Here is a 15,911-nt window from a genome sequence, read left to right on the forward strand (position 1 = left end):
GAGGCGAAGTGGAGGCGGCTGACGGGACTGTGAAGACCCTGCGACCTCAAGACCTTGCCGTGCGTCGCAGAGCCGGCGGCGGCACGTTCGCCCGCTCAGTGATCGATGGAGAGCCAGGGCGGCAGCCGGTCGAGCCCGATCAATTCGTCAATGGTCTGGCGCGGCCGCACGGCGGCGAACTCCCCGCCCTTGACGAGAACCTCGGCGACGAGCGGCCTCGAATTGTAGGTCGAGGACTGCACCGCCCCATAGGCGCCGGCGGAGGAGATATAGACGAGGTCGCCGGCCTTCACCCGCGGCATCTCGCGATCTTTGGCAAGGAAGTCGCCGCTCTCGCAGACCGGCCCGACGACGTCGACGGTGAAGCGGTCGTCGCCGGTCGATTCGCGCACCGGCGCGATATCGTGCCAGGCGTCGTAAAGGGTCGGGCGGATCAGGTCGTTCATCGCCGCGTCGAGAACGACGAAGGTCTTGCCCTCGGCCTCCTTCACGTAGATCACCCGGGAGACGAGGATGCCGGCATTGGCGGCGATCAGCCGGCCGGGCTCGAACACCACCTGGCAGTCGAGGTCGCGCACGTGCCGCTTGACGATCTCGGCATAGGCCGGCGGCTCGGGCGGCGGCAGGTTATCGCGTCGATAGGGAACTCCGAGCCCGCCGCCGAGATCGACGTGACTGATCGGATGGCCAAGGGCGCGCAGCCGCCTGACCAATCCTGCCAGTCGGTCGAAGGCCCGGTCGAACGGCTCCAGCGCCTCGATCTGGCTGCCGATATGCATGTCGATGCCGGTCACGGCGATGCCGGGCAGTGCCCGCGCCCGCTCGTAGACCGCCTCGGCGCGGTCGAAGGCGATGCCGAACTTGTCGGACTTCTTGCCGGTGGAGATCTTGGCGTGGCCGCCGGCATCGACATCCGGATTGATCCGGAAGGAGACGTTGGCGACCAGCCCCGCTTCGCTGGCGCGGGCCGAGATCGCCTCGAGCTCCGGTTCCGATTCGACGTTGAAGCAGAAGATCTGCGAGGCAAGAGCAATGTCGATCTCGGCGACGGTCTTGCCGACGCCGGAGAACATGATCTTCTGAGGCGGAATGCCGGCCCTGATCGCCCGGATCAGCTCGCCGCCGGACACCACGTCCGCGCCGGCCCCGAGCGCCGCGAGGGTCGCCAGCACCGCCTGGTTGGAGTTCGCCTTGACGGCGTAGCAGACCAGCGCATCGATATCGGAAAAGGCGCCGGCAAAGACCTGATAGTGGCGCGAGAGCGTCGCCGTCGAATAGCAGTAGAACGGCGTCCCGATTTCGGCGGCGATCGTTTCGATGCCGACTTCCTCCGCGTGGAGGCGGCCGTCCTTGAATTCGAAGTGGTTCATCGCGTCAGTTCAGCAGCGGATCGAGGATGAATGGCCGCGGCGGAACGTCGTTCTTGGAGACCTCCGCGCCGCTGATCGAGAGGTTCCGGCTGGCGTCCGTCAGCGACTTCGGCCGGAGCATGGCAGCGGTGTCGCCGCTCTTGCGGCTGTTGTCCGCGCCCTTGACGACCGGCGGCACCTCCTTGGTGGTCGGGCCGACCGGCAGATTCTTCACGCCGCAGCCGGCCAGGAGCGCCGTCGCCACGAGGCTCGTCCATACCAGCTTCAAGGATCGCTTTTTCATTGCCGAATGCCCCGCGCAGATCGCGCCATTCCGATGGTCGGGAACGGTGATAGCGGGTTCCGCCAGCAAAAGCACCCGCCGCGAGCCGGAATTTCACTCGGAGGCAAGGCGCTGTCGCCAGTAGGCCACTTGCTGGCGGACATTGTCCGGCGCCGTGCCGCCGAAGCTCGTGCGGCTGCGCACCGAGGCATCGACCCCGAGCACCGCATAGACGCCCTCGCCGATCCTCCCATCGAGCGATTTCAGGACATCGAGCGGCAGTTCCTCCAGCCCGAGGCCGGACCCTTCGGCGAGCGAGACCGCCCGGCCGGTGACGTGGTGGGCCTCGCGGAACGGCAGGCCGAGCTCGCGCACCAGATAGTCGGCAAGGTCCGTCGCGGTCGAATAGCCATGGCCGGCAGCCTTGCGCATCGCCTCGGCGTTCACCTGAAGATCGCGGATCATGCCGGTCGCCGCCGCCAGCGCCAGGCTGAGCGAATCGATGGCGTCGAAGACCTGCTGCTTGTCCTCCTGCATGTCCTTCGAATAGGTCAGCGGCAGGCCTTTCATCACCGTCAAAAGCGAGATCAGCGCCCCATTGATCCGGCCGGGCTTGGCGCGCACGAGTTCGGCGGCGTCCGGATTGCGCTTCTGCGGCATGATCGAGGAGCCGGTGGAAAAGGCGTCGGACAGCCTGACGAAGCCGAATTGCGGCGTCGACCAGATGACGATCTCCTCGGCGAGCCGCGACAGATGGGTGGCCGAGATCGCCGCGAGCGAGAGGAATTCGAGCGCGAAGTCGCGATCCGACACCGTGTCGAGCGAGTTGCGGGTCGGCGTCGAAAAGCCCAGCGCTTCGGCCACCATGTGCCGGTCGATGGCAAAGCCGGTGCCGGCCAGCGCCGCGGCTCCCAGCGGACATTCGTCCAGCCGCCGAAGCGCGTCGCGGCAGCGCGAGCGGTCGCGGGCGGCCATCTCGACATAGGCAAGGCAGTGATGGCCGAAGGTCACCGGCTGGGCGACCTGGAGATGCGTGAAGCCCGGCATGACGGTCTCGGCATGGGCCTCGGCCTTGTCGAGCAGCGCGGCGAGGAAGTCGGTGAGCTTGGCCTCCAGCGTCTGGAGCGCCGCACGCACATGCAGGCGGAAGTCGAGCGCCACCTGGTCGTTGCGCGAGCGCGCGGTGTGCAGACGCCCGGCCGCCGGCCCGATCAGCTCGGCGAGGCGGGACTCCACGTTCATGTGGATGTCCTCGAGCTGTCGCGAGAATGTGAAGCTGCCGCTCTCGATCTCGCCTTCGATCTGTTCCAGACCCTCGACGATCCGCGCGGCGTCTTCCGCCGAAATGATGCCCCGAGCGCCCAGCATTTCCGCATGGGCCTTGGAACCCTGGATGTCTTCGCGATAGAGCCGCTTGTCGAAATCGATCGAGGCGTTGATCTCCTCCATGATCGCGTCGGGGCCGGAGGCGAAGCGTCCGCCCCACATCTCGTTGCTGGATTTCTGGCTCATCGGTACCGTTGGACGAAAGTTTGGGAGTGATCGGCGAATGACGGCTGAAAGACCACGGCGCTTCGACAGGCGCCTTCTCGCCATTGCGGGCCTGGCGCTCGTCTTCGGCATCGCCGCAGGGTTCGGTGTGCTATACGTGAGCGAAACCCGGTCTGGCAACGCGGTCGCCTCGTCCTGCCCCCTCGACAAAACCTTCACCGCCGCGATCGACGACAATGCGACCGGCGAAGTCGCCGCGGTTCGGGCTCTGGACGAGCCCTTCGACGCGGGCGCGATCAGCTTTCAGACCGCCGACGGCAACAAGGCGCAGCTCGCCGACTTCGCCGGGCAGACGCTGCTCGTCAATGTCTGGGCGACATGGTGCGCGCCGTGCCGGGCCGAGATGCCGGCCCTCGACGCGCTGGAGCGCCAGAAGGGCGGCAAGGACTTCGCCGTGCTGCCGATCAATGTCGACAATGGCGATGCCGCAAAGCCGAAGAAATTCTACGCCGAAACCAATCTGAAGAGCCTGCCGCTGCTGCATGACGGAACGCTCGCGACCTTCAACGACCTGAAGACCAGGGGCCTGACTCTCGGCCTGCCGGTCTCGCTGATCGTCGGGCCGGACGGCTGCGCGCGCGCGGCGGTGGCGGGGCCGGCCGAATGGGCAAGCCCCGACGCGATCAGGCTGATCGACGCGGTAAAGCAGGCCGAGCCCGCCGGCGCATGAGCGAGAGCGGCAGCGGCAGCGGCAAGGCCGCCGAACGCGCCATCAGCGTGTCGGCACGGGCTCCTCGCCGCGATAATCGTAGAAGCCGCGGCCGGCCTTGCGGCCGAGCCAGCCTGCCTCGACATATTTCACCAGCAGCGGGCACGGCCGGTACTTGGAATCCGCCAGCCCGTCATAGAGCACCTGCATGATCGACAGGCAGGTATCGAGGCCGATGAAGTCGGCGAGCTGCAGCGGCCCCATCGGATGGTTGGCGCCGAGCTTCATCGCGGTGTCGATCGAGGTGACCGAGCCGACGCCCTCATAGAGCGTGTAGATCGCCTCGTTGATCATCGGCAGCAGGATGCGGTTGACGATGAAGGCCGGAAAATCCTCCGACACGGTGATCGTCTTGTCGAGCGCGCTGACGAAGGTTTTTGCCGCCCCGAAGGTTTCTTCCTCGGTGGCGATGCCGCGCACCAGCTCGACCAGCTTCATCACCGGTACCGGGTTCATGAAGTGGATGCCCATGAAGCGCTCGGGCCGGTCGGTGGCCGCCGCCAGCCGGGTGATCGAGATCGACGAGGTGTTCGTCGCCAGCATCGCCTCGGGCTTCAGATGCGGACAGATCTCGCGGTAGATCTTGCGCTTGACGGTCTCGTCCTCGGTCGCCGCCTCGATGACGAGGTCGCGATCGGCAAGGTCCTTGACGTCGACCGTGACGGAAATGCGCGCGAGGGCGTCGGCCTTTTCCGCCTCGGTGATCTTCTCGGAGGCGAGCTGGCGGCCCATCGACTTCTCGATCCGCTGCATGCCTGCCGAGATCTGGTCCTCCGCCAGATCGTAGAGCTTCACATCGAAGCCGGCGAGAGCCGCCACATGGGCGATGCCCGCGCCCATCTGCCCCGCACCGACGACGCCGACCGTCCTGATCTCAGTGGCCATAGCGGCTCTCTCCCATGTCTTTTTGTTGCATCGCAGCATAGTCGCCGGTGGAGCGGCGATCAAGCGGATGCAGGCATCACAGCTTGTCCTTCATCTCCGGGAGGATCTGGAACAGATCGCCGACGAGGCCGTAATCAGCGATCTGGAAGATCGGCGCTTCCTCGTCCTTGTTGATGGCGACGATGACCTTGGAATCCTTCATGCCGGCGAGATGCTGGATCGCGCCGGAAATGCCGGCAGCGATGTAGAGCTCCGGCGCCACGACCTTGCCGGTCTGGCCGACCTGCCAGTCGTTGGGGGCGTATCCGGCATCCACCGCCGCCCGCGAGGCGCCGACGGCTGCGCCGAGCTTGTCGGCGAGTGGCAGGATGACCTCGTCGAACTTCTCCTTCGAGCCGAGCGCCCGGCCGCCGGAGAGGATGATCTTCGCCGCCGTCAGCTCCGGCCGCTCGGAATGGGCGAGCTTCTCCTCGACGAAGCTCGAAAGCCCAGGATCGCCCGCAGCGTCGACGCTCGCAATGTCCGCAGATCCGCCCTCGCCTGCCGCCTGGAAGGCCGAGGTGCGCACCGTGATGACCTTCTTGGCGTCCTTCGACTTCACCGTCTGGATGGCGTTGCCGGCATAGATCGGCCGCTCGAACGTATCGGCAGCGACGACGCCGGTCACATCCGAAACCTGCATGACGTCGAGAAGCGCCGCGACGCGCGGTGCGACGTTCTTGCCGGTGGTCGTTGCGGCAAAGACGATGGCGTCGTAGTCGCCGGCGAGCTTGACGACCAGATCGGCGAGCGGCTCGGCGAGCTGATGGGCATAGGCCGCGTCATCTGCGGTCAGCACCTTCGCGATCCCCTCGAGCTTCGCCGCGGCTTCCGCGACGCTGCCGGCCCCCTCACCGGCAACGAGAACATGCACGTCGCTGCCAAGCTTGGTGGCCGCGGCGAGCGCCTTGGCGGTCTGCTCCGAAAGGCTCTGATTGTCGTGTTCGGCGATGAGAAGTGTGGTCATCTTGTCTCTCCGGCGCTCCGGTCGGATCGCCTGGACGGCGATGAAGCGCAAAATCCTCGAAATAGCCGCCCGGCAGACGCCGAGCCTGTCCTGGCCGGGTCACGCCGCCTCGCCTTCAAGGGCTCCCGGCGGCGTTCCACCCGGACGCCCTCAGAGGACGCCAGCCTCGTTTTTCAGCTTGCCGAGAAGCTCGTCGACGGAGGCGACCTTGACGCCGCCCTCGCGCTTCTTCGGCTCCTCGGTCTTGAGAACCTCCAGACGCGGCGAGACGTCGACCCCGAAATCGTCGGGGCTCTTCTCCTCGATCGGCTTCTTCTTCGCCTTCATGATGTTCGGCAGCGAGGCGTAGCGCGGCTCGTTGAGGCGCAGATCGGTGGTGACGACCGCCGGCATCTTCAGATCGACCGTCTGCAGGCCGCCGTCGACCTCGCGGGTGACCTTGGCATGGCCGTCGGCAAAGGCCACCTCGTTGGCGAAGGTGCCCTGGCTCCAGCCCAGCAGCGCGGCGAGCATCTGGCCGGTCTGGTTGCAGTCGTCGTCGATCGCCTGCTTGCCGACGATGACGAGGTCGGGGCCTTCCGCCTCGACGACGCCCTTGAGGATCTTGGCGACGGCGAGCGGCTCGGTCGGCTGGTCGGTCTTGACGAGAATGCCGCGGTCGGCCCCCATCGCCAGCGCGGTGCGGATCGTCTCCTGCGACTGCTGCGGGCCGACCGAAACGGCGATCACCTCGCTCGCGGTGCCGGCCTCCTTCAGGCGGATCGCCTCCTCGACGGCAATCTCGTCGAAGGGGTTCATGCTCATCTTGACATTGGCGAGCTCGACGCCCGAACCGTCGGACTTCACCCGGATCTTCACGTTGTAGTCGACCACCCGCTTGACTGCGACGAGAACTTTCATGGGCGCTCCTTCGATACGTCGAAACTCTGATTTTGTCGGCGCACTTCTCGCGCAAAGCGAGGCGCCTTGGCAAGCGCCGACAACAGGCCGGTCGCGCGGCATTCACGGCGGAACCTAAGAGGCACGACGCGAAAATCAGCCCTATGGCCCGGACGCTCGCAATGCCGCCCGCCCTCGGCGGCGATCTAGCGGCTGCCGCCCGGCACCCAGAGAACGTCGGCGCGGCCCTCGTCATTGGCGATGCGGGCGGCGACGAAGAGGTGGTCGGACAGCCGGTTGACGTAGCGGATCGCGGTGTCGGCGACGGGCTCGCCCTCCTTGACGGCCAGCGCGATCATCAGCCGCTCGGCCCGCCGCGCCACCGTGCGCGCATGGTGCAGATGCGCCGCGGCAGGCGAACCTGCTGGAAGCACGAAGGACCGCAGCGGCGAGAGCTTGTCATTCATGGCGTCGATCTCGGCCTCGAGCCGCTCGACCTGGCTATCCACGACCTTCAAGGGTTCGAATTCGAGTTTCTTGCCGGTGTCGGGGGTCGCGAGCTCGGCGCCGAGATCGAAGAGCTCGTTCTGGATCCGAGCCAGCATCGCGTCTAGCGCGTCGCCGGTATAAAGCCTCGCAAGACCGATCACGGCATTGAGTTCGTCGATGGTCCCGTAGGTCTCGACCCTCAGATCCGCCTTGGAGCGGCGCTCGCCGTTGCCGAGCGCGGTCTCGCCCTTGTCGCCGGTGCGCGTATAGATCTTGTTCAGCCGGACCAACTCCGCCTCCCTCGCTCCGATTCGGCCTCAGACCGGTCCTCAATGCTTGGCGAGCAGCAGGACGCCGACGATGAGGATCACCGCCAGGCCCTGCAGCATGACGCGGGCGCGCATCAGCTTCTGGGACGTGTTGCCCGAGCCGCCGCGCATCATGTTGACCAGCCCGGCGAGCAGCACCCCCGCCGTTACGATCATCACCAGGAGAGCCATGTAGGTCAGGAAACTGGACATGCCGTCCTTTCGGTTTCGAAACGAGTGGTCATCCACAAGCATATAAGATCGACGAGCAATTCATCGAACCGCGACTCGTCGCTCTTTCCAGCGGTTCACCCCGCCGGCCGCCGCATGCGGCCCATCGCGGCCGCGACGCCGACGCCCGCCAGGAGCAGGCCGGCGAGTTGTACGAGGGTAAGCGTCTCGCCGAACAGGAGATACGCCATCACCGCGGTGACGCCCGGCGTCAGATACATCAGCGATGCGACCTTCGACACCGCGCCCTCCCGGATCAGGATCATCATCAGGAAGATCGCCCCGATCGACAGGACGACGGTCAGCCACAAGAGGGCGAAGACGACTTCGCCGTTCCATTCGACCGCCATCGTCTCCAACGCTGCGGCCATGACGAGCGTCGGCAGCAGCGCGCCGAGATACTGGTAGAAGGTGCCGGTCCTGACGTCGATGCCGGTGGCGAAGCGCTTCTGCCAGATGGTGCCGATCGAGATGCCGAGCGCCGAAAGGCAGGCCGGTGCGACATTGACGAAGTGGTAGTCGCCGCTCGCCCCGAGCTTCGGCAGGATGACCAGCGCGACGCCTGCGAGTCCCAGCGCCAGGCCGAGCGCATGGCGCGGCCGAACCGTCTCGCCGAGCGCCGGCGCTGCGATCACGGCCGTGATGATCGGCTGCAGCCCGACGATCAGCGCCGCGACGCCAGCGTTCAGTCCGTGGCGCACGGAGAAGAACACCCCGCCGAGATAGACACCGTGGATCAGGCTGCCGGCAATCATCGAGTGGCCGGCAAGGCGCACCCGCGGCCATGGCGCCCGGGCGGCCACGGCCATGATGCCGAGCAGCCCGAGGGCGAGGCCGAAGCGCATCGACAGGAAGGTGAACGGCTCGGCATAGGGCATGGCGTAGCGCGCGCCGATGAAGCCGGTCGACCAGAGCAGGACGAAGATCGCAGGGAAGGCGGGAAGAAAACGCTGCACGCAGGCCATCATCTGGAAGGGTCGAGGGGCGCCACCCTCCGGCGCTCGGAAATATCGGCTCCCTCTACAGCGCTCCTGCGCCTTTTTGCCACGGCGGCGGCAAGTCTGCTCGGGATCTTGTCGTCCATGCCCCTGAAGAGCGCAGTGCCGATAGTAATTTTTTGACGAATTTTCTCGATTGTTCCCGTAGATCGTTGCCCAATCCGGAGAATGATAAGTGTTCAATAGAATTCGGTCGAGCAAAACCTTCGGAGATCAGGTCGCGGAAGAGGTTTTCCGCCTGTCGCCGGACGCCTATTACGTCTTCGTCGACGGCATCCTGACAGAGTGCAACCCCGCCACCGAGCGCATGCTGAAGGGCAATCGGTCGCAGCTGATCGGCATGCGGCCGGAAAATCTCGCTCCCGAGCGCCAGCCCTGCGGCACGGCGTCCTCCGAACTCGCCGGTCGGCATATGCAGGCCGTCGCAAGGGACGGCGTCACCCGCTTCGAATGGCAGATGAAGCGCTGCGACGGCAGCACCTTCCCCGGCTTCGTGACGCTGATGCAGGGCACCGTGAACGGACGCCCAGCACTGTTCACCTTTCTGGTCGACATGTCGATCATGGTCGAAATGCGCGAGCAGCAGGAAAAGGCCCGCCTTGCCGAAGAGGCTGCGGCCAAGAAGCAGGTCGCGGCCTTCGAGACGCTCGCGAACGGCCTCGCCAAGGTTGCCGGCGGCGACCTGTCGGTCCGCGTCGGCGCCAAGATGCCGGCCGGTTTCGAGCGGATCGGCCAGGACTTCGATTCGGCGATCGGCTCGCTCGGTACAGCGATGGGCGAGGTGACCGAATCGGTCCGTTCTGTCGCGGCAACGTCGAACGAGATCGCCTCGACGGCCGACGATCTGTCGCGCCGTACCGAACAGCAGGCGGCGACGCTCGAAGAGACCGTCGCGGCGCTGAACGAGATCTCGCGGGCAGTCAACGCCACGGCGCAGAATGCCAGCGCTGCCCAGAAAACCGCCTCCACGGCACGTGAAAAGGCGACCCGCGGCGGCGAAGTCGTCGCCTCGGCCATCGAGGCGATGAACCGCATCGAAAGCTCCTCGCAGCAGATCAACCAGATCATCTCGGTGATCGACGAGATCGCCTTCCAGACCAATCTCCTCGCCCTCAATGCCGGCGTCGAGGCGGCACGGGCGGGCGAGGCCGGCAAGGGCTTTGCCGTCGTCGCCCAAGAGGTGCGGGCGCTCGCCCAGCGTTCGGCGGAAGCCGCCAAGGAGATCAAGAGCCTGATCTCGACCTCCTCGGAACAGGTGGAAAGCGGCGTCGAGCTGGTGACGGCATCGGGCAAGAGCCTCGAGGAGATCGTCGCCGAGGTCACGTCGATGACCGATACGATCAACGAGATCGCCAGCTCGGCGGGCAACCAGGCGACCAGCCTGCGGGAGCTCTCCAGCGCCGCCGACGCCATGGACAAGGCGACCCAGCAGAATGCCGCCATCGTCGAAGAGGCGACGGCCGCGGCACGTTCGCTGGCGAGCGAGGCCGACAGGCTCGACGGGATCGTCGAGAAGTTCGAGGTCGAAAAGAGCGCTCCGGCGGCAGCGACCTACCGCAGGGCCGCCTGACCGGCCGGCACCATCCCGCCTCGGCTTCGTCACGGATCGCCTTCGTCGCGAACATCGGCCCGAAAATCGCAATCGATTTTCGGGCCGATGCCTGTTTCAGGGACTTGACCGTCCTGTGTGCCTCCTTTCGAACCCACGGCGCGCGAGGCGGGTCCGTGAGGAAGCGATTCAATTGCGCCGCATCCGGGAAAGACTTCGCCAGCCATTCCCCGCGCCGAGGCGCCATTCTCCGCCGCCCGGGGCCGATTGATTAAGATCGTCGCCGTGCGGAAAGGATCGCCGAAACATTTTGCCGTTCACCTGTTCCCGAAGACATGCATTCGGGAATCCCCCTTGTGACAATGACCAGCCAGTTGGCCTCGCTCGGATCGCCGGTTGCGGCATATGCGGAAAGCCCCGCTGCCTTCTCGCCGTCCGCCCGCAGCGCCGCGCCCGTTCCGGAGGAACTGCGCGCATCGCTGGCCGGCGCGGCCCGTTCGCCCGAGATCACCCAGGCCTATATCGAGGAGCTGAAGGCGAGAGCCGAGGAGCGGGCCGCCAATTCCCGGGCGATCCGCACCCGCATGCAGCTGGAAGGACAGGCCGCCGAGGCCTCGATCGTGATGGTCACCGCGGTCACGTCGAGCGATGGCGGCGAAGCGACCGTCGAGGCGTCCACCGGGTCGGTCAGCGTCGCCGTCGCGCAGGCTGCCTATCGCAGCGACGGCGTCTGAAACCTCGATCAGCAAACGATTGATCGACCGTTAAAATTGTCAAACGAATAGATAATCAGCGAAAAGAATTTTAAGAGCAGGATCGCGGCAAGTCTCGAAACCGGAGGCCTTGCCGCATGTCCGTGATATCGCCTGCCTTGCCGGTCCGTCCCGAGCCGCTGGCAGCCTCTTCCGACCTGATGCTGGACCAGCCCGACGCGGCCCCCGCCACGGCCTTTCCGGGCGCGGCGAACGGTGTTACCGGCAAGATCGACGAGGACTATATCGAGAGCCTGCGTGCCACCGCTCAGGAGACGCTGGCGGACTATCTGACACTGCGCAATCGGACCGCTCTGGAGACCCTCGCCTCGAAGGCCTGGCTGTTCATCGACGCTGACGGCCTCGGCTCGATGCCGAGCGGCGGCACAGCGCCTGATGGCGAACTTACCCCGGCTCAGGCGGTGACTGCCTCCTATCTCGACAAGCTAGGGTGAAACGCCTTGAAACGGACGGCGGGCGCTGCGGCGTGGCGCGATGCCCCCATGGATGGCTTCGCCTGTGGCGGCGCTCGTCTCAGGCCGCCTTCTTCTCGCCCTCGTCGACGAAGCGGGCGAGATTGGTGGCGATCGTCGCCGCGCCGTTCAGCCGCTTCTCCGGCGTCGGCCAGTCGCGGATCAAGACGATCGACTGGTCGGGCCGGATCTTCGCCGCCGCCCCCTGCTCGCCGATATAGCGCACCAGCGCCGCCGGATTGGCGAAGGACTTGTCGCGGAAGGAGACGACGACGCCCTTCGGCCCGGCATCGAGCTTCTCGATATTGGCCTTGCGGCAGAGCGCCTTGATGAAAACCACCTTCAGCAGGTGCTCGACCTCAGTCGGCAACGGCCCGAAGCGGTCGATCAGCTCGGCGCCGAAGCCGTCGATCTCGCGGGCATCGGATAGATCGGCAAGCCGGCGATAGAGCGTCATGCGCAGCTGCAGGTCCGGGACGTAGTGCTCCGGGATCATCACCGCGGTGCCGAGGGTGATCTGCGGCGACCACTGGCCATCGGTCTCCGATTCGACGCCCTTCATCTCGGCGACCGCCTCTTCCAGCATCTGCTGATAGAGCTCGAAGCCGACTTCCTTGATGTGGCCCGACTGCTCGTCGCCGAGAAGGTTGCCGGCCCCGCGCTGGTCGAGATCGTGGCTCGCCAGCTGGAAGCCGGCGCCGAGCGTATCCAGCGACTGCAGCACCTTCAGCCGCCGGTCGGCGCCCTTGGTCGGCGTCTTGTTCGCCGGCAGGGTCAGCAGGGCATAGGCCCGCTGCTTGGATCGGCCGACACGGCCGCGGATCTGGTAGAGCTGGGCGAGGCCGAACATGTCGGCCCGGTGGACGATCAGCGTGTTCGCCGTCGGGATGTCGAGGCCGGATTCGACGATGGTCGTCGCGAGCAGCACGTCGTACTGGCCCTCATAGAAGGCGTTCATGATGTCGTCGAGTTCGCCCGCCGCCATCTGGCCGTGGGCGACCGCGACCTTCAGCTCCGGCACCTGGGTGTCGAGGAACTCCTTGACCGAGGCGAGATCGGACACCCGCGGGCAGACATAGAAGCTCTGGCCGCCCCGGTAGCGCTCGCGCAAAAGCGTCTCGCGCACCACCATGGCATCGAAGGGCGAGACGAAGGTGCGCACCGCCATGCGGTCGACCGGCGGCGTGGTGATCAGCGACAGTTCGCGGACTCCGGTCAGGGCAAGCTGCAGCGTCCGCGGGATCGGCGTCGCCGACAATGTGAGAACGTGGACGTCCGACTTCAGCTCCTTCAGCCGCTCCTTGTGCTTGACGCCGAAATGCTGCTCCTCGTCGACGATCAGAAGGCCGAGCGACTTGAAGTTCACCGCCTTGCCGAGCAGCGCGTGGGTACCAACGACGATGTCGAGCGTGCCGTCGGCAATGCCCTTCTTGACGTTCGAGAGCTCCTTCGAGGAGACCAGCCGCGAGGCCTGTCCCACCTGGATCGGCAGACCCCGGAACCGCTCCGAGAAGGTCTTAAAATGCTGGCGGGCGAGCAGCGTCGTCGGCACGACGACCGCCACCTGCAGCCCGTTCATCGCCGCGATGAAGGCGGCCCTGAGGGCCACCTCGGTCTTGCCGAAACCGACATCGCCGCAGACGAGGCGGTCCATCGGCTTGCCGGCAGCGAGATCGTCGGCGACCGAATCGATCGCGCCGAGCTGATCCTCGGTCTCCTCATAGGGGAACCGCGCGGCGAACTCGTCCCAGAGACCTTCCGGCGGCAAGAGCCGCGGCGCGCCGCGCATCTCGCGCTCGGCGGCGATCTTGATGAGGCCGCCCGCCATTTCGAGCAGCTTCTTCTTCAGCTTGGCCTTGCGCGCCTGCCAGGCGCCGCCGCCGAGCCGGTCGAGCATCGCCTCGGAGCCCTCGCCGCCATAGCGCGACAGAAGCTCGATATTCTCGACCGGCAGGAACAGCCGGTCGTCGCCGTGATAGCGCAGTTCCAGGCAGTCGTGCGGCGCGCCGGCCGCCTCGATGGTCTTCAGCCCGACGAAGCGGCCGATGCCGTGATCGACATGGACGACGATGTCGCCCTCGTCGAGACCGGCGACCTCCGAGATGAAATCGGAATTCCGCCGGCGCTTGCGGCCCCGCCTGACGAGGCGGTCGCCGAGAATGTCCTGCTCGGCGACGACCACCAGATCGCCGGTCTCGAAGCCCGCCTCGATGCCGAGGACGGCGGTGACGACGAAATCTTTCGGCGCCTCGCGGGCTTGCTTCAGGTTGTCGACCGGCTTGACGCTGCCGAGCCCGTGTTCCTCGAGCACCTGTGTCAGGCGCTCGCGCGAACCTTCGGTCCAGCCGGCGAGCAGCACACGCTGGCCCCCGGCCCGCAGCTTCGCCACATGCTCGACCGCCGCCTGGAAGACATTGACGCCTTCGGCGGTCCGCTCGGTGGAGAAATTCCGGCCGCGCCTGTAGTCGAGATTGAAGGCCTGGCGCCCGATGACGTCGGTGACACCATAGGCGGAAAAGCGCACCGGCGCGGCGCTGGCAAGGCCGCCGGCCAGCTCGTCCTCGCCGAGATAGAGCGCGTCCGGCTCCACCGGATGGTAGGGCACGCCTCCCTCGCCGCCGGTCTCGCCACTCTGCCGCTTGCGCGACTCGTAGTGATCGGCAATCAGCGCCCGGCGCTCGGCGATCGCCTCCACGGTGAGATGATCGAGGACGAAGGCAAAGCCGCGGCAATGGTCGAACAGCGTGTCGAGCCGCTCGTAGAACAGGGGCAGCCAGTGCTCCATGCCGGAGAAGCGCTTGCCCTCGGAGATCGATTCGTACAGCGCATCGCCGCGCTGGGCGGCGCCGAAGCGCTTGATGTAGTTCGAGCGGAAGCGGCTGATCGTCGTCTCGTTCAGCGACACCTCCGAGACCGGCGAGAGCTCGAAGCGCTTCAGCTGCTTCGTCGTCCTCTGGCTCGCCGGATCGAAGGCCCGCACCGTCTCCAGCGTGTCGCCGAAGAAGTCGAGCCGCACCGGCTCCTCGGCGCCCGGCGCGAAGACGTCGAGAATGCCGCCCCTGACGGCATATTCGCCGCGCTCGCGCACCGTCGCGACGCGCTCGAAGCCGCCCCGCGTCAGCGCCGTGACAATCTTCTCCATCGGCATCTGGCCACCGGCGCCGACCGAGATTGCCTCTTCGGCGAGGAGTTCGGCGGGCGGCATCTTCTGGAGAAGCGCATTCGCCGTCGTCAGAATCACCGCCCGGTGCGGATCGTCCCTGAGGCTGGCGATCGAGGCCATCGCCGCGAGCCGCAGCGCCGCGGCGTCCGACGACGGGCCGACGCGGTCGTAGGGCAGGCAGTCCCAGGCCGGCAGGCTGAGCACCGGCAGGTCCGGCGCGACGAATCTCAGCGCCTCCTCGACCTCGGCGAGACGGTTGCCGTCGCGCATGACGAAGACGAGCGGCCGCTTCGTTGCCCGGCTTCGGGCGACCTCGGCGAGGACGAAGGCTTCCGAGCCCTCGACGACGCCGCCGATGTCGAGCGCGCCGTCCTTCTCGAGGGCCTTCTTCAGGGGCTCCGGCAGGCTCAACGCTCGGCTCCCCCGCCGCGCTCGGCGACGACCGCGAGATGGCCGGGCTCGTCGGAGCCGACATGAAATTCACGGATCTGCCGGAACACCGCCGTGTCGAAATTCTGAGGCGTCTCGGCCTCGCCGGTCAGCCAGGCGAAGATATCGCGATCCTGCGCTTCCATCAGCTGCTCGTAATCAGAAAGCTCGGCCTCGCTCATCTCCCCGATCTTCGCGTCGGCGAACTGCCCGAGCACGAGATCCATCTCCCGGATGCCGCGATGCCATGAGCGGAAGAGCGCCTTGCGGCGGCGGATGTCGAGATCGCTCGATGAGCGCTGCATGCCTGTCATGGAAAGATCGCCATATTGCCGATGGAAACGCGCCAAAGCCGGGCCACGCGTTTCGATGGCCCGGTTCTCCTGCGTGTCGGAAGTTGCGACGAGATGTAGGGGTTGGGGCTCCGCGCGTCTACCCGTCCTCAACGTCCGGAAAGCCGCGCTCTTCACCGTCGGTTACGGCCTTTGCGTCATGGCAAGCCTCGACCCCGCTTTTGCGGCGTGCCTGGACCTCGTCGCCCTGCACACTGCCCTCAGCGGATTTTTCGGCGCCCTGTTTCTCGGCCGCGGCCTGACGCTTTTCGCCATAGCGCAGGCGTTTGTCCCGGCCCGGAGAGCGACCGGGTTCACGCTCTTCGACGATGGCCTCATGGCCATCGCTTGCAAGCACGCGCGGTCGCTGACGCGTCGATCTCCCCCCTTGAGGGGGAGATGGGTGGCAACCCAGAGGGGGGTATGGCGCCGGCGTTGGGACAGGTTGGCGCGGCGTCACCCCCCTCTGCCTCCTGAGCCAGTCGAAGGGCGGCATCTCCCCCTCAAGGGGGGAGATCGGCCAAG

At 66.4% G+C, this 15,911-nt stretch carries 16 protein-coding genes; 4 read left to right on the forward strand and 12 right to left on the reverse strand.

Annotated features, from left to right (window positions below; genetic code table 11):
* Positions 1 to 95: 95 nt before the first annotated feature.
* The 3 genes from lysA to argH form a co-directional block, all read right to left on the reverse strand.
* Positions 96 to 1,370 carry a diaminopimelate decarboxylase gene (gene lysA / locus E3C22_RS21285; protein ID WP_134763896.1) on the reverse strand — a complete coding sequence of 425 codons (1,275 nt, stop codon included), beginning with the start codon at positions 1,368 to 1,370 and terminating at the stop codon, positions 96 to 98.
* 4 nt (positions 1,371 to 1,374) lie between these two features.
* Complete coding sequence (locus E3C22_RS21290; protein ID WP_134763897.1) at positions 1,375 to 1,653, reverse strand: hypothetical protein; 279 nt, start codon at positions 1,651 to 1,653, stop codon at positions 1,375 to 1,377.
* A gap of 93 nt (positions 1,654 to 1,746) precedes the next feature.
* The gene (gene argH / locus E3C22_RS21295) at positions 1,747 to 3,144 is read right to left on the reverse strand and encodes an argininosuccinate lyase (RefSeq protein ID WP_134763898.1); all 1,398 of its coding nucleotides are present in this window, start codon (positions 3,142 to 3,144) and stop codon (positions 1,747 to 1,749) included.
* A 37-nt stretch (positions 3,145 to 3,181) separates the two neighbouring features.
* On the opposite strand from argH, the gene tlpA reads away from it, so the two are divergent.
* A complete protein-coding gene (gene tlpA / locus E3C22_RS21300; RefSeq protein WP_134763899.1) occupies positions 3,182 to 3,853 on the forward strand; it encodes a thiol:disulfide interchange protein TlpA in 672 nt (223 codons plus the stop codon).
* Between the two features lie 42 nt (positions 3,854 to 3,895).
* Here the strand turns inward: tlpA and E3C22_RS21305 are convergent, their stop codons facing one another.
* From E3C22_RS21305 to E3C22_RS21330, 6 genes are all read right to left on the reverse strand, one after another.
* Positions 3,896 to 4,777 (reverse strand): 3-hydroxybutyryl-CoA dehydrogenase, encoded by an 882-nt coding sequence (locus E3C22_RS21305; RefSeq protein WP_134763900.1) that lies wholly within the window; start codon positions 4,775 to 4,777, stop codon positions 3,896 to 3,898.
* 76 nt (positions 4,778 to 4,853) lie between these two features.
* On the reverse strand, positions 4,854 to 5,783 hold the full coding sequence (locus E3C22_RS21310) for an electron transfer flavoprotein subunit alpha/FixB family protein (RefSeq protein ID WP_134763901.1): 930 nt from the start codon (positions 5,781 to 5,783) through the stop codon (positions 4,854 to 4,856).
* A gap of 150 nt (positions 5,784 to 5,933) precedes the next feature.
* Entirely contained in the window at positions 5,934 to 6,683 is a 750-nt protein-coding gene (locus E3C22_RS21315) for an electron transfer flavoprotein subunit beta/FixA family protein (protein WP_134763902.1), read from the reverse strand.
* Between the two features lie 185 nt (positions 6,684 to 6,868).
* Positions 6,869 to 7,441 (reverse strand): cob(I)yrinic acid a,c-diamide adenosyltransferase, encoded by a 573-nt coding sequence (locus E3C22_RS21320; RefSeq protein WP_134763903.1) that lies wholly within the window; start codon positions 7,439 to 7,441, stop codon positions 6,869 to 6,871.
* Positions 7,442 to 7,480: 39 nt separating this feature from the next.
* The gene (locus E3C22_RS21325) at positions 7,481 to 7,672 is read right to left on the reverse strand and encodes a twin transmembrane helix small protein (protein ID WP_134763904.1); all 192 of its coding nucleotides are present in this window, start codon (positions 7,670 to 7,672) and stop codon (positions 7,481 to 7,483) included.
* A gap of 95 nt (positions 7,673 to 7,767) precedes the next feature.
* A complete protein-coding gene (locus E3C22_RS21330; protein WP_134763933.1) occupies positions 7,768 to 8,655 on the reverse strand; it encodes a DMT family transporter in 888 nt (295 codons plus the stop codon).
* A gap of 208 nt (positions 8,656 to 8,863) precedes the next feature.
* Between E3C22_RS21330 and E3C22_RS21335 the strand changes: the two genes are divergently transcribed.
* The 3 genes from E3C22_RS21335 (at position 8,864) to E3C22_RS21345 (ending at position 11,444) form a co-directional block, all read left to right on the forward strand.
* Positions 8,864 to 10,258, forward strand: coding sequence for a methyl-accepting chemotaxis protein (locus E3C22_RS21335; protein WP_134763905.1), 1,395 nt, complete (start codon positions 8,864 to 8,866; stop codon positions 10,256 to 10,258).
* A 341-nt stretch (positions 10,259 to 10,599) separates the two neighbouring features.
* Entirely contained in the window at positions 10,600 to 10,971 is a 372-nt protein-coding gene (locus E3C22_RS21340) for a hypothetical protein (protein ID WP_134763906.1), read from the forward strand.
* Positions 10,972 to 11,087: 116 nt separating this feature from the next.
* Positions 11,088 to 11,444, forward strand: a complete 357-nt coding sequence (locus E3C22_RS21345) for a hypothetical protein (protein ID WP_134763907.1) — start codon at positions 11,088 to 11,090, stop codon at positions 11,442 to 11,444.
* Between the two features lie 79 nt (positions 11,445 to 11,523).
* Here E3C22_RS21345 and mfd read toward each other — a convergent pair whose 3' ends face one another.
* The 3 genes from mfd to E3C22_RS21360 all read right to left on the reverse strand — a co-directional run bounded on the left by mfd (position 11,524) and on the right by E3C22_RS21360 (position 15,744).
* A complete protein-coding gene (gene mfd / locus E3C22_RS21350; RefSeq protein ID WP_425365000.1) occupies positions 11,524 to 15,030 on the reverse strand; it encodes a transcription-repair coupling factor in 3,507 nt (1,168 codons plus the stop codon).
* 2 nt (positions 15,031 to 15,032) lie between these two features.
* Positions 15,033 to 15,368 (reverse strand): FAD assembly factor SdhE, encoded by a 336-nt coding sequence (locus E3C22_RS21355; protein WP_134763909.1) that lies wholly within the window; start codon positions 15,366 to 15,368, stop codon positions 15,033 to 15,035.
* A 118-nt stretch (positions 15,369 to 15,486) separates the two neighbouring features.
* The gene (locus E3C22_RS21360; RefSeq protein ID WP_134763910.1) at positions 15,487 to 15,744 is read right to left on the reverse strand and encodes a hypothetical protein; all 258 of its coding nucleotides are present in this window, start codon (positions 15,742 to 15,744) and stop codon (positions 15,487 to 15,489) included.
* Positions 15,745 to 15,911: the final 167 nt, after the last annotated feature.

It is taken from the genome of Jiella endophytica, from assembly GCF_004519335.1.
GTDB lineage: Bacteria > Pseudomonadota > Alphaproteobacteria > Rhizobiales > Rhizobiaceae > Jiella > Jiella endophytica.

What these genes read in the sequence shown, in the direction of transcription:
- lysA (WP_134763896.1), bottom strand. Translation starts at nt 1,370, where the DNA reads ATGAACCACTTCGAATTCAAGGACGGCCGCCTCCACGCGGAGGAAGTC.
- E3C22_RS21290 (WP_134763897.1), bottom strand. Translation starts at nt 1,653, where the DNA reads ATGAAAAAGCGATCCTTGAAGCTGGTATGGACGAGCCTCGTGGCGACG.
- argH (WP_134763898.1), bottom strand. Translation starts at nt 3,144, where the DNA reads ATGAGCCAGAAATCCAGCAACGAGATGTGGGGCGGACGCTTCGCCTCC.
- tlpA (WP_134763899.1), top strand. Translation starts at nt 3,182, where the DNA reads ATGACGGCTGAAAGACCACGGCGCTTCGACAGGCGCCTTCTCGCCATT.
- E3C22_RS21305 (WP_134763900.1), bottom strand. Translation starts at nt 4,777, where the DNA reads ATGGCCACTGAGATCAGGACGGTCGGCGTCGTCGGTGCGGGGCAGATG.
- E3C22_RS21310 (WP_134763901.1), bottom strand. Translation starts at nt 5,783, where the DNA reads ATGACCACACTTCTCATCGCCGAACACGACAATCAGAGCCTTTCGGAG.
- E3C22_RS21315 (WP_134763902.1), bottom strand. Translation starts at nt 6,683, where the DNA reads ATGAAAGTTCTCGTCGCAGTCAAGCGGGTGGTCGACTACAACGTGAAG.
- E3C22_RS21325 (WP_134763904.1), bottom strand. Translation starts at nt 7,672, where the DNA reads ATGTCCAGTTTCCTGACCTACATGGCTCTCCTGGTGATGATCGTAACG.
- E3C22_RS21330 (WP_134763933.1), bottom strand. Translation starts at nt 8,655, where the DNA reads ATGGCCTGCGTGCAGCGTTTTCTTCCCGCCTTCCCTGCGATCTTCGTC.
- E3C22_RS21340 (WP_134763906.1), top strand. Translation starts at nt 10,600, where the DNA reads ATGACCAGCCAGTTGGCCTCGCTCGGATCGCCGGTTGCGGCATATGCG.
- E3C22_RS21345 (WP_134763907.1), top strand. Translation starts at nt 11,088, where the DNA reads ATGTCCGTGATATCGCCTGCCTTGCCGGTCCGTCCCGAGCCGCTGGCA.
- E3C22_RS21355 (WP_134763909.1), bottom strand. Translation starts at nt 15,368, where the DNA reads ATGACAGGCATGCAGCGCTCATCGAGCGATCTCGACATCCGCCGCCGC.